Source organism: Paenibacillus sp. MCAF9, assembly GCF_052114265.1.
GTDB lineage: Bacteria > Bacillota > Bacilli > Paenibacillales > Paenibacillaceae > Pristimantibacillus.
Map to the genome: position 1 here is coordinate 1 of NZ_JBFREL010000097.1, position 450 is coordinate 450.

Genomic DNA, 450 nt, shown 5'->3' on the forward strand with positions numbered 1-450 from the left:
TGTTCAGTGCCGCGTCGCCCACACGGAAATTGTATGACGTATTTGCCTTCAAGCCCGTTGCTTCTGCCTTATGAACAAGCTCAGAAGGTGAGTTGGATGAAACGGTAGAACGACCTGCAAAATTAATTGCTTTTGTGAAATCTGGCGCTGCGTTCGTTTTCTCTACCACTTGCAGGTCATTGCCTTTAAGAAGCAGTGAAGTGTACCATGCAAAGCCTTTGGAGCTTACTGGATCGCCGTTAAAGGTTACTGTAACCTTGCTTACTTTTTCTTTGCTGTAATCCGGTTTTTCTTCTTTTAGAATACCGAATTGATCTACGATGAACGGTTTTGCATCGTTCAAGTTTTGGTCAATTTCATACGTTACAGCCGTTAGCTTGTTGCCATCGATGGTGATGCCAACAAAGTTTTGTACTTGACCGCGAACTGGGCGTGTGCTGTCGTTCTTAT

Annotated in this window: 1 protein-coding gene; it reads right to left on the reverse strand. The window is 44.2% G+C overall.

Features of this window, described 5'->3' with window-relative positions; translation table 11 throughout:
• A partial coding sequence (locus AB4Z45_RS33060) for a fibronectin type III domain-containing protein (protein ID WP_441913837.1) occupies window positions 1-450 on the reverse strand: 450 nt, incomplete at both ends.